Source organism: Thermomonas sp. (genome assembly GCF_025993755.1).
GTDB lineage: Bacteria > Pseudomonadota > Gammaproteobacteria > Xanthomonadales > Xanthomonadaceae > Thermomonas.
The window spans coordinates 1-11,029 of sequence record NZ_JAMQHN010000043.1 but is presented as its reverse complement, the minus strand read 5'-3'; the positions used below and the strand labels follow the sequence as shown (position 1 = coordinate 11,029).

17 protein-coding genes are annotated in these 11,029 nt (G+C 61.7%); all 17 read right to left on the bottom strand.

Going from position 1 to position 11,029, the window contains the following annotated elements; translation table 11 throughout:
* The coding region (locus Q0X16_RS03290; protein ID WP_297830606.1) for a hypothetical protein at positions 1-347 on the bottom strand (347 nt) is incomplete at its 3' end.
* Positions 338-595: a hypothetical protein gene (locus Q0X16_RS03285; RefSeq protein ID WP_297830604.1), complete on the bottom strand. Its 258-nt coding sequence runs from the start codon at positions 593-595 to the stop codon at positions 338-340. The genes Q0X16_RS03290 and Q0X16_RS03285, both read right to left, overlap by 10 nt.
* 29 nt (positions 596-624) lie before the next feature.
* Positions 625-975, bottom strand: a complete 351-nt coding sequence (locus Q0X16_RS03280) for a phage tail assembly chaperone family protein, TAC (protein ID WP_297830602.1) — start codon at positions 973-975, stop codon at positions 625-627.
* A 3-nt stretch (positions 976-978) separates the two neighbouring features.
* Entirely contained in the window at positions 979-1,461 is a 483-nt protein-coding gene (locus tag Q0X16_RS03275) for a phage tail tube protein (RefSeq protein WP_297830600.1), read from the bottom strand.
* A 51-nt stretch (positions 1,462-1,512) separates the two neighbouring features.
* Positions 1,513-1,881 (bottom strand): DUF3168 domain-containing protein, encoded by a 369-nt coding sequence (locus tag Q0X16_RS03270; RefSeq protein ID WP_297830598.1) that lies wholly within the window; start codon positions 1,879-1,881, stop codon positions 1,513-1,515.
* Entirely contained in the window at positions 1,878-2,423 is a 546-nt protein-coding gene (locus tag Q0X16_RS03265) for an HK97-gp10 family putative phage morphogenesis protein (protein ID WP_297830596.1), read from the bottom strand. The genes Q0X16_RS03270 and Q0X16_RS03265 overlap by 4 nt, the downstream gene beginning before the upstream one ends.
* The gene (locus Q0X16_RS03260; RefSeq protein ID WP_297830594.1) at positions 2,423-2,959 is read right to left on the bottom strand and encodes a TylF/MycF/NovP-related O-methyltransferase; all 537 of its coding nucleotides are present in this window, start codon (positions 2,957-2,959) and stop codon (positions 2,423-2,425) included. Before Q0X16_RS03260 ends, Q0X16_RS03265 begins: the two co-directional genes overlap by 1 nt.
* Positions 2,956-3,837: a hypothetical protein gene (locus Q0X16_RS03255; RefSeq protein ID WP_297830592.1), complete on the bottom strand. Its 882-nt coding sequence runs from the start codon at positions 3,835-3,837 to the stop codon at positions 2,956-2,958. Before Q0X16_RS03255 ends, Q0X16_RS03260 begins: the two co-directional genes overlap by 4 nt.
* Before the next feature lie 8 nt (positions 3,838-3,845).
* On the bottom strand, positions 3,846-4,355 hold the full coding sequence (locus tag Q0X16_RS03250; protein WP_297830589.1) for a hypothetical protein: 510 nt from the start codon (positions 4,353-4,355) through the stop codon (positions 3,846-3,848).
* A 2-nt stretch (positions 4,356-4,357) separates the two neighbouring features.
* Positions 4,358-4,705, bottom strand: coding sequence for a phage head closure protein (locus tag Q0X16_RS03245; RefSeq protein ID WP_297830587.1), 348 nt, complete (start codon positions 4,703-4,705; stop codon positions 4,358-4,360).
* Positions 4,702-5,082 carry a hypothetical protein gene (locus Q0X16_RS03240; RefSeq protein ID WP_297830585.1) on the bottom strand — a complete coding sequence of 127 codons (381 nt, stop codon included), beginning with the start codon at positions 5,080-5,082 and terminating at the stop codon, positions 4,702-4,704. Before Q0X16_RS03240 ends, Q0X16_RS03245 begins: the two co-directional genes overlap by 4 nt.
* Positions 5,082-5,732: a hypothetical protein gene (locus Q0X16_RS03235; RefSeq protein WP_297830583.1), complete on the bottom strand. Its 651-nt coding sequence runs from the start codon at positions 5,730-5,732 to the stop codon at positions 5,082-5,084. The genes Q0X16_RS03240 and Q0X16_RS03235 overlap by 1 nt, the downstream gene beginning before the upstream one ends.
* Positions 5,719-7,062: a phage portal protein gene (locus Q0X16_RS03230; RefSeq protein WP_297830581.1), complete on the bottom strand. Its 1,344-nt coding sequence runs from the start codon at positions 7,060-7,062 to the stop codon at positions 5,719-5,721. The genes Q0X16_RS03235 and Q0X16_RS03230 overlap by 14 nt, the downstream gene beginning before the upstream one ends.
* Positions 7,059-7,292, bottom strand: a complete 234-nt coding sequence (locus tag Q0X16_RS03225) for a hypothetical protein (protein ID WP_297830579.1) — start codon at positions 7,290-7,292, stop codon at positions 7,059-7,061. Before Q0X16_RS03225 ends, Q0X16_RS03230 begins: the two co-directional genes overlap by 4 nt.
* Positions 7,293-7,349: 57 nt before the next feature.
* Complete coding sequence (locus Q0X16_RS03220; protein ID WP_297830577.1) at positions 7,350-8,735, bottom strand: phage major capsid protein; 1,386 nt, start codon at positions 8,733-8,735, stop codon at positions 7,350-7,352.
* Positions 8,692-9,348 (bottom strand): HK97 family phage prohead protease, encoded by a 657-nt coding sequence (locus Q0X16_RS03215; protein ID WP_297830575.1) that lies wholly within the window; start codon positions 9,346-9,348, stop codon positions 8,692-8,694. Before Q0X16_RS03215 ends, Q0X16_RS03220 begins: the two co-directional genes overlap by 44 nt.
* Positions 9,349-9,470: 122 nt before the next feature.
* Positions 9,471-11,029: terminase large subunit (locus Q0X16_RS03210; RefSeq protein WP_297830573.1), on the bottom strand; the 1,559-nt coding region annotated here is incomplete at its 5' end.

Here is an 11,029-nt window from a genome sequence, read left to right as displayed (position 1 = left end):
GCAGACAAGGCGCCTGCCATGTCGTTCAGCTGCGACTGCGCGAAACCGGCCGCGTTGCCGGTGGATTTCAGAACGGCGGCAAGCTGCGCCTGAGATTCCTGCGCTTCGATGGTCTCGCGGATGAACGCATCAAGAATGCTGCCGCCGATCAATCCAACAAAGGCGCCCTTCAATACCGTGCCGAGCGATCCCCACTGCTTCTTGATCGCATCCGCCTGCGCGTTCAGTTCACGGGCTGTCTTTTTCGCGTGCCGCTCAGCCTGCGACAGCGGATCGGTGAAGCCTGAGATCTTGGCGATCAGGTCGAGCGTGAGCGTGCCGAGTGAACGAGTCGCCATCAGGCCCATTCCTCCATAGCCTGCTCAAGAGAAATGGGCGGCTCATCGAAATGCGGCATGAAATGGTGCGTCCGATAGCGCGCTACCTTGCTGTGCGTGTTGGCGTACATGGTCGAAAGCGTAGCGATGGCGTGCTCGGTCATCAGCCCGGCATTGAGACTGCCGCGCTTGGCGCGATATGCCGCCCATGACTGAAATTCACGCATAGTCATTCGCGCTTGCGCCTCCGCTATGGTTCGCCCGCCAATGCCGTTCAAGACAAGCTCATGCCATAGCTCGTCCTCCGTTAGCTCTGCCCTTTTCCCATGCCGTTCACCTCGCCGATGGCCTGCAACAGTGCGAGAACAAGGTTGCCGTTCAGCGGCCCACGATCAGGCGAGGCGGTGCCGACGATGTCAGCCGGCGTGAACACCGGCACGCCGCTCTCACTCACGATGCTGGCCGCAATCCGGCTCGCAATGGCATCGCCCTTGTCCACCGCCGTCTTGATGTCGGCGACCACGACGGCATAGCTCAGCGGGCGCACGTAGACCGTGGCGGACAGGTCATCGTCGCCCTGCCGCCAGGTGATCTCTTTGCGCACCGGCGCGCTGGTGAACGCGCCAGCCGCGCTCAGCGCATCAATGGTCAGGTCCATGGATTACGCCTTTCGCGTCCACACCGAGCCGCCGGAACGCTGAATCGTCGCCTGCGTGGTGACCACGGTATTCGCGGCGAAGTCGAACGGGAAGTCACTGACGTAGCCGCTGAACGTGTACCAGGTGCGAGTGGAAGGCAGCACGAAGTCGCCAGACGTGTCGAGCGTCGGCGCGGCGGTGCCATCAGACCAGCCCACGGCAAATTGCAGGATCGGTGACGGATCGGTTTCCGCCAGCTCGTGCAGCCTGACGTGCGAGGCATTGGTCGGGTCGGCATTGAGGCCGAGCGTTGCCTGTCCCGGCGTGCGCAGACCGGGGCGATAGCTGCGCGTCGTTTCCGACAGGCAGGTATCCTCGATCTGATCCGCCGGGTTACCGCCAGGCGAGAACGTGGTGGCGCATTCGATTTCGCGCACGCCGGCGCCTGCCGTCGAATAATTCGGGTCGATGAAGTAGATTTGAGTTCCTTGCGTCAGTACAGACATGATGATGTCTCCTTTTCCGGTCGTAAAACTCCAGGCAACAAATTGCCGCCGTCAATTCCTGCGAACGATCCAGTCCACGTCGAACACGATCCGATGCAGACGTGTTTCCTGGTCTCGCCCTTCCAGCCCCCAGCCGACAATATAGGCGACCGGCTCGATGGCATCGCGTAACGCTTCCGCCACATTGCGCGCAACAATCGGCGTTGGCGCGTACACATCGATTTGCAGAGTATAACTGTCCACATCAGGCAATTGCCCGAGGAACATTACTGGCAGTCCGCCGACACGCTGCCAGACTGCATACGGCGCCGGCGTGTTCTGCGGCGCCTCACCAAACTGATACAACCGCGTCGGCGATGTTCCCAGCAGCGCAGTAACGGCAGGTGAAGCCGCGCAGATCTGAAAGATTGGCGCCATCATTCTGCGGTTCCTTTCGCCACGGCTCGGTCAATCGCCTTGTTTAACTGCCGCACAAATTCATCCGTGGCGGCGCCAATATTGTCCGACAACGCCCGGCGCATGAACGAATAGCGACCGGCCGGGATTTTCGACGTGCCGAACTCCAGGAACCGCCAGTAAAACGTATCACCGCCCGGATTCCCGGCACCCTTTCCGGCGATCTCTCCGAGGTCCGCAAGAGATTGCGCGCCTGATTTGGCGCGTCTCCGCTGGTTCTTTGCGGTGTCAGGCTGTCGCGCACCGCCCAGCACGCCGACGCGAAACTGCATATCTCCCGTTCGTCTGGCAAATTTGCTGCCCCAGCGAATGGTAATGTTCTTGGCGATATCTTCACGGGTTGCCTTGTCGTCGATCCGCTGCGCGCCGGCCACGGCGGCCGCCTTGACCACATTGGCCGCCTTGCGCAGCGCGAACCTCGAGCCCTTGCTGCGCGTCGTCGTCGATACGGCGCGCAGCTTGGCCAGAACCTCGTCTGCACCGGTGATGTTGGCCATCAGCGCCATCAGAACCACACCGCCCGCTGATATTCTGCGCCGGTTTCCACTGGCACAAGACCTAGCTCGGCTACGGCCCTCGCCACACCGGGGCAATGCTTCCATTCGTAGTCGTCCAGCACGATGACACCGCCTGGCGACATGCGGGTCAGGAACCACACCAGCGCGGCCCGCGTGCTGGCGTAGTAATCCATGTCCAGATGCACGAACGCGAACCGTTCCGACGACATGGGCGCAGCCGATGCCGGGAAGACACCGGGCACAATGCGGACGTTAAGCAGATCAGAAACCGATGCGCGCACGGCCTCGAGCGTAGTGTCGGAAAAATCACCAATGGCGTGCGGCTCGCCGGGCTGGTGCATTTCCGCCGGCAACCCGCTGAACGTATCGAATCCGTAGACCGTTCGCGCCGGGAAATGCTCGCCGAGCAGCCGCAGGATTCCGCCTTGATATACACCGCATTCCGCCACGGCGCCCGGCACACTCTCGATATGCCCGATGACCTCGCGAATTGCCGTCAGCTTGGCTTGCCCCAGAATGCTCACAACGTCTCCATGAATGCATCAAGCCGCGCATATGCGGCCGGAATGTCAATGCGCTTGTCGCAACCGTGCGTGTGACTGCAACAATCGCATGGGTTGATCGGCTCGATGTTCAAGTGCTTTGCATACGCCTCGCCAGCAGAGAACGAGTAAGCCATTTCGTAGCCGCCGAATGTCGCAATGTACGGCGTGCCCACGGCCTGCGCCATGACAAGGCCCATGCCTGGCGACGTGAACACCAAATCCGCAGCCTTCCACAGCGCGGCCAATTGACGGATGCCAAGCTGACCGTTATGCAGCTTCAGGTCCGCATCCTGTTCCGGCCCGTCTATCACCTCATGCGGCGGCTGGATGTCAGCCACCGACACGACGTAAAACCTGCTGCGGATGCGCTGATAGATACTCGCGTAATGGTCTGCATCCGGGTTTCGTGTCACGCCGCCCCGCCATTCCCTACGCACGGTCAACGGCCGGTAGACCATGATCGGCCGATCTGCCGGCAGGTCCAGCCCATGCGACCAGCTATCCGGAACCGGCAGGCGCCAGTCGTCGAGCTCCACGCCACAGAATGCAGCCATCGCTCGCGGCACGCTTCTGTGCTGCCTGATGTATTGCGGCGGCGATGCAACGCTGATTTGATGATCGAATCGACGCATCGGACGCCCAAGCTGCACCTGCTCGCGTATCAGATTGCGGGCCTGCGTGCGCAGGCGCGTGCCGGTGGAAAAAAGCCGCACGTCGTGCATGTCGTGATACAGCGACGGCCACGGTGTATCAAGCCAGACCTGGTACCGTTTCGCCAGTGCGCGCACAACGCCACGCTGGTGCAGGTTGTCGCCAAGGCCATGCATGCCAGTAACGCACAATGCCGGCATCGCCATGACAGCACTCACAACAGCACCTCCGCCAACGTTTTGTGTGGATACGTGTCAAGCTTGCTACCAGGTGTGCAATTGATGATCTCGCGCCCGTTCGGCACGGCCCACCCATCGAATTGCCGCCGGAAACGGTCGAAATGCCGCGGCTCGGAATTCTTCAGCGGCTCAGGATGGCGACCAAAAAAATGCTCACCGTGCATATCGAACCCGAGCAAAAGCACCCGCTCGGCGCCGAGGTGCAACGCAACGCGAACGGCCAGCAGCCCGCTATTGCATCCGCTGGTGCCGGGCAACGATTCCACGCCAGGCACGATAACGGATGAAGCACAGAACTTGCGCCCTTCGAACGCATGCGCTTCCGAGTGAACATCCCACCATGCCTTGTCAGACGACACCAGCGCCACGGCATGCGGCGCTAGCGTCCATGCATCAGACACCGCCACCGTGGGCAGCGACCGCACGCTATTGACCACAGCCTGCGACATGCTGGGGCCGGTAGCGAGTACGGCGTAGGTGCTCATTTTCAATCGAACGCCTCGCCGCTGAAGGTTGCCGTCGAGACAGGCAACGTGATGTACTCGCGCCCGCTGTCGTTATCGAGCAGTACGCCTTCGATATTGTAGGTATCGTTGCCATGCACAATGCGCATGTCGGCGCGTACGTCATCGCGGTAACGTATCGTGATGCGCGCAACGACCTTTGACAGCGTGGCCTGCGCCGCGATGAATTCGCGGGCACTAAGCGGCTCGACGGAAGCCCAGACTTCGGCAACATCTTCCCAGGTGCTGCCAATGTTGCCGGCGCTGTCCTGCGCGATGACGCATCGCTGAATGGTTACGCGATGCCGCAGCTTTCCGGCCGAAATACTCACGCAATGCGACTCGCTCGAAGCGGCGTCAACAACGCCGTCGCGCCAATGCCGAGCGTGAACCCATGGCCCCAATGCGGCGGGACGGTCGCCGCCTCCGATCCGTCACGAAACCGGTACTGCTGTGCCAGCTCAACGAGCGTGGCCATGACAGCCACCGGGTGCGGAATCGGATCACCAGCAGTATCGGTTACAACGATCCAGTCTCCGGCGCTATCCTGCACTTGCATGGATGCGGCATCTTCGCTGCCCAACCATGCCACCACCGCAGCTGATATGCCGGGGATGGCAAAATCAAGCCACGCATCATCAGCCGTGCTGGACAGGTCAATGCGCAGGTGCTCGATGGCCTGCGTTTTGCTGATGATCGTCAACGACACTAGCGGCTCACCTTGATCGGTTGCGGCGGCGTTGCGGAATCGCCCTTGGCGCCTCGCTCACCGTCACGGCCACGGCGAGCGGCGATGATCCATGACTGGCTCGATGAGGCAGGGCGCTCCGTCGTGTCGCGCATGGCGATGTACAGCTGGCCTTCGCAGACCCACGCATCGGCGGCCTTCGCCGTGCAGCCCTCGCGCCAATAGCCTTTGGCACGGATACCGCCGGCCGGATACCGAAGCGTCGCCGCACGCTCGCCAGCCTTAGCGGCCATGATGACCTCGTGCGCCTCGGCGTCGTATTCCAGCGTGAGTGCGTCGAGGCCGCCAAAATCGCGGCCGTCCTTACCGTCGCGGCCCACGACCACGCCGAGCGACTTCATGCGCCCGTCGGTGAACGTGGCCACCAGCGCGCCGTCACGGTCGATCATCAGATCTGCAATCCCGGCGCCGTCTTTGCCATCAGCGCCATTGACACCTTGCGGTCCGGCGTCGCCCTTCTCGCCTGCCGGGCCTTGAGCGCCTGGCGCGCCGTCCTTGATGGCGGCCACTCGTTCGCGCAATCCTGCAATTTCACGCACCAGCGGGGCGCAACGCGATTCCACCATTTCGGCCATTGCCCTGCCGAATGCTTCCGGGTCAAATTGCGGCATTGGATGCCTCCATGTATCGCCTGGCCGCGTCGATGGCGCGAGCCGTGTCATCCTGTTCCGGTTCCTGTTCGTTTTCTGGCGCGGGCGCCGGCGGTTGCATCGACTGATCCCAGCTCATGCGATCTGCCAGCATGCCGAGCGGATAGTCCTGATTCTGCCCCCACAGCGTATCGCCGCCGCCGGTCGGCGCCAGATTGAATCGTGCGCGGCCTTCGTCCGGCGTCTTGATCTTGCCGGCAACCAGCTTGACCTCCACGTCTGCGCGCTTCGCCTCATCCATGCGCAACAGCGGCTCAAGGTCCAACTCCACGCTCAACGGCTCACGGATGCGCAGCCCGTCGTTCAGCAGCGCTTCCATATGCTCGATGTGCGTCTGGAGCGCATCAGCGTAGTACAGCTGATTGAGGCCGTCCACGCCGAGACCTGCGGGCGGCGCGCCGATCCCAACCTTGAACGGCGGGATGCCGAACGGCTGGCAAATCTGCTCGTCGCCATAGCGCAGGTGCTCGATCATCTGCGCGTCAATCGACTTCATGGCGAATGGCGTGAATTTCATATCCGCGCCGATGACGGCCACCTTGCCGGAATTTGTGCCGGTGAAATTCGCGGCCCAGTATTCTTTCACCTGGTCCGCATCGCGCTGGCTCATGCCAGCAGGTGCCGTTAACAATCCGCCCGGCTGCGCATTGTTGCCAAAGAAATCCGTGCTCGACTTGAGCACCTTCAAATTCTTGATTGCCGCCCAGTTCGCCGACGACACCGGCGGCACGCCGACCAGCGGGTGGAACATCGCCACGCAGCGATCATGGATGACCTCGGATGCCGGGATCGTTACATTGCCGGCCTGGCTCAGAGAATCCGTCCGCAGCCTGTAAAAGACCTCTCCAGAATCAGAAATCAGCGGCGTGACCTTCTCCGGATCGAGGATGTACAACGCCACAACGACACCGCGAGCATCGCGTTCTTTCAGAACGTATGCATTGCCGTTTATCAGCTTGCACAACATCCAGCGTTCGCGAAATTGTCCGGCCGTCTGATAATGGTTCGGCTTGGCCAGCACGGGCGAATATGCGGGATTGCTGACCGCCACAGAAATTCCGTTGCTGGTATCCACCAGCATGAACGGCAGCTTGCCAACATCGCTGGCTATGCGATAGACGCAAGCATACAGCGTCGGATACGTGCCAACGTCGGTCTGCGTCTCGGTTGTGTTCGTCTGCCATGCGCCGGAGAACGATTCGAACACCGTCCGCCATGCGCCAGATTGCGGGACGCTTTCCAGCGCCTTTGCGGCGCCTGACCTTGAAATGGTCAGACCGAAGATTTTCAAATGTCTCGATCCCGGATTGCTGCGCGAATCTTCGCCGGGCCAGCGCGGTGATGCACCTTCACGCCAAGGCGTCGCGCCATTTCGCGCAGCCCGCCCAGATCCATGCTGTCGATGTCGTCGAAATCATCCGCCTGAATCGCCCGTGATTCGACGGCGCGCATGTCACGCCGCCGGTATAGTCCGGTCGCGTCCATTCGCTCGATCAATTCTCGATCAGATTCCTTTGCCATGAATCGCTCCATGAAAACGCCGGGCGGTGGCCAAACGACCACCGCCCGGCGCAACACTTAGCAGCCGTTCCAGTCAACGTTCGACCAGACAACCGAACCGGCCTGACGACGCTGCCAGTTCACGAACCGCTCGACCAGGAAGGCCACGCTGTTCGTCTGGAACATCGAGACCATCTGCGCGGCCGTCGGCGAGGTGACGCTGTTCATGGACGGGGAATCGTCCATCACCAGCGAGGCCTGGTCGCTCATCGACACCTGAACGCCGCCCTCGTCGCCGAGGAAGATGTCATCACCGCGCGCCAGGATCACCGTCGCGCCGGCCGACTGCACCGGCAAATACTGCGAGGCGAAGGCCGGAAGGCCCGCCAGCGTGCCGCCGGTCGGCGTCATGCCAGGGAAGGCCGGGGCACCGAAGGCATTGATCGCCAGCGACAGGTCGATGGCGGTCGTCTCCGGCATCAGCCAGAACGCACCAGCAACCGTGTTGTTGGCCGAGACTATGGCCTTCATCATGTCGCCAATATCGCACTTGATGCCTTCCACCGAACCGTCGCCCGTGGTCGGCGTCTCGCTGATACCGTTGCGGATACCTGCCGGCGAAACGCCAGACGATGCCGCGTCCGTGCTGACGAACTTGGTATCGATGGCAGCGCCAACCGAGCGAACCAACTCGTCACGGATCAGGGCGTCGGCCGACACCGAAGCGCGCATCAACGTCTCCTTCGTTGCGGCCGCAATCGCGGCGACCTTCAGCGGCTCCAGCTTGGTCCGCGTATAGGTCCACTGAGTGAGTGGCTTTGCCGCGCCCTCGCCGACCCACTTCGCAGAACCCGCACTGCCCTGCACGAGCACCTGCGTGTCAAACGGCAGCGGGCGCAGCCTGTCGGCAATCTGGCCAAGTACCGTGCGCTTGCGCAGGTACTCGACGAAATCGGCGAAGTACGCGCCACCGTCGAGGATCAGATTGCCAGCCCAAGTGGCCGCACTCGTGCTGGCAGCCGGCACTGCCGCTTTGGCGAAATGCTCGTGCAGCACGCTGTCTTTCGGGTAGGCGTTCATGGCGATTTCGAGCGGCGACTGGCCACTCATCTTCGCAAGCGCCTTCACGCGGGCGATACGGGCGAAGCCAATGCCGGGCTCCAGCGTTTCGGTGGACTTGACGTTTACGCTACTGCCGCGCTGAGCCGGCTGCGATTCCTGCACGACCGGCTTCGCAGTGTTCTTGTCCTCATCAGACAGGCGCGACAGGCGAGCGATGTCATCGTCGAGACGCTTGATCTCGCTGACCAGCGTATCGAACTGCTCAGCCTCGGCCGTGTCCATGCTACGGCCTTCATCGACGGACTTCTGCGCGATCTTGCGCAGCTGCTCGTTTTTCGTTTCGCGAGTTGCCTTGAGGTCAGCGACCTGTTCCTGGAAGGTTTTCATATCGGTTTTCTCCATCAGTTTCCGGGGTATTCACCCGGCGACTGCGGATCAAACCGACAGCGGCACGGCGAGGGGTGCGGTCCAGGAGGACAGCGGTTGCGGAACGCGGCACGATGTCACGCGAACTGAGCAGGCGAATGCCGCCGGCTTTGTCCGCACGCTGATGCAGCGCCTTGATTGTCTGAATGGTGGCCGATGCGTTGGCCGGAATCGTTACGGCCGACAACTCGTAGATTTCATACTGCGTGAATCGCCAGCCGCCGGTGTCCAGAATCTCGTGGGCAATCGAGCGAAAGCCGATTGATACACCGCGCACGAGGCCGATTTTGATTGACTGCCACGCGAATTCGAGCAGGTCGCGCAGCGGGCCAGGCTCATCGCTCTTGGCGATCGTGGCGCGAAACGGAATGCCGGCCTTCGTAGCCTTGCCGAGTTGCGTCGTGCCGATAGGTTGATCGTGCCGATGCTGCCACAGCAGCGGGATTTCGCGCGCGAACGTGGCGCCCATCGGGTCAATGATATCGCCCATTCGATCTGTTTCCGGAGTGGACGCCATACCGCTGATCTCGCGCATATCATCGTTAACGGATTTCACCGTCAACAGGCTGTAAGCAACCCTATTCATCATGGCGCGCGCTCCATTCGCTCCAGGCGCTCGCGTGCTTGTTTGCACAGCCTGCTAGCGCCGTTTCGGCAGAGTAACTTTACCAGCCATCGTTGCCTGCGTATACAACCGGCGCACGCCATAAGTCAACCTGCCACCGCAAGAATGAGCGCGCCGCGCGCGGCCGCCGGGTTACGGCTCATCAATTCCGCCGCGCAAAAAAGAGCCATCAATGCATCAATCTTCGCGCTTTGACTAGCCTGCTTCGTGACCAAGATACTGTTCGCGCGCTGCTCGACCCGTGCATTACCAACAGTCCACCGCATGAGCGCCTGCGCAGACGGGATCAGGTCGCCAGATGCTAACCGACGTTCGGCGGTTTTGATCGCGCCGCCAAGCCGCCAGCCCTGCGATATGCCGACAATGCGATCCTTCGGCACACCGCGCGCTTCGATGGTGTCGAGGATCGTCCCAATGCCGGCTGGGTCGCAGCCGATGCGGTCGAGCAATCCGGACTCGTTGACCTTCTCAACGATATCGCCGAGCTCGTCAGAGTCCTCACCAATCTGGTTGACGATAGTCAAGTCGCCATCGCCTGCGAATGTGCGAATGGCCGGCGCAATGTCAAGCCTGCGCTCCAGCACCGACGGATGCGCCCAGGCATGACCCCATCCAAGCCATCTGCCGCTGTCGATCTCGCGGCCGATCACGTAGAGGCCGAGCAGGTCATCCAGTCCGCCGCCGTCTATGCCGATGGTGACCACCTCCGAGCGTTCCAGCAGTTCGTCGAGGTCGTGCGGCTGCTCGGCCGCCTCCCAAAACTGCGCGCCAGCCCAGGCGTTGTCGCGTAGCGCGACGCCGACCTCGATATTCAGATGCTGACTTGCCCAGCGGCGGAACTCCGCTTCTCCTGCTATTTTCGCCCGCTCGAATCCATCGCGCAGGCTGTCAAGTGACACAGAGCGGCCCAGATTCGGCGTGACCATCCACCAGTTATCGGGATCGCGCCAGTCCACATCGGGCGGGAATTCGTAGAGGATCGGCAGCACGCTAGCCTTCACCTTACCGTCGCGCACGTTGCGCGCCAGATCGAGCTCGGTCTTGAACACGCCTGCAGGCGGGCGCTCAGACTGCGTGGTAATCGTCAGCATGAACGCCTCGGGCTGGGAGATGAGGCCGCCGCGAAGCTGACCAATGACGCGATCCGCATCGTGCATTTCCGCCATGACGTGCAGCTCGTCGAGCATCACGCCGGCAGGCTTGGAGCCTGTCACGATGGACGGATCGAAAGTCTTGATCTTGAGAAAGGCGCCGGTGCGTCGATAGGTGATCTGTTTGATGTTATCCCGGACGTGGAAGGCCTGCGTCAGCACGTCGTCGGCTTCGATCATTCCGACCGCTTGGCGGAAGGCAAGATCGGCGATCTCTTTCGTAGGCGCGACGAACAGGAATTCGGCATTCGGCCGGCGCGATGTCATCGCGGCAACAAGCATGATTGCGGCTGCGCTCGTAGTTTTGGACGACTTCTTAGGCACCAGAACGAAGAATTCGCGGATCGACCTGATACCTGTCTGCGGATTGAATGAGCCAAATATCGCGCGCACGATGTCGCGCATCCAGTCGCCTGTCGCGTCACGGATCAGCGGCTTCCATGGCACGTCTGGCAAGCGCAGCATGTCGAACATGCGCACCGCGTTGTCGGCCT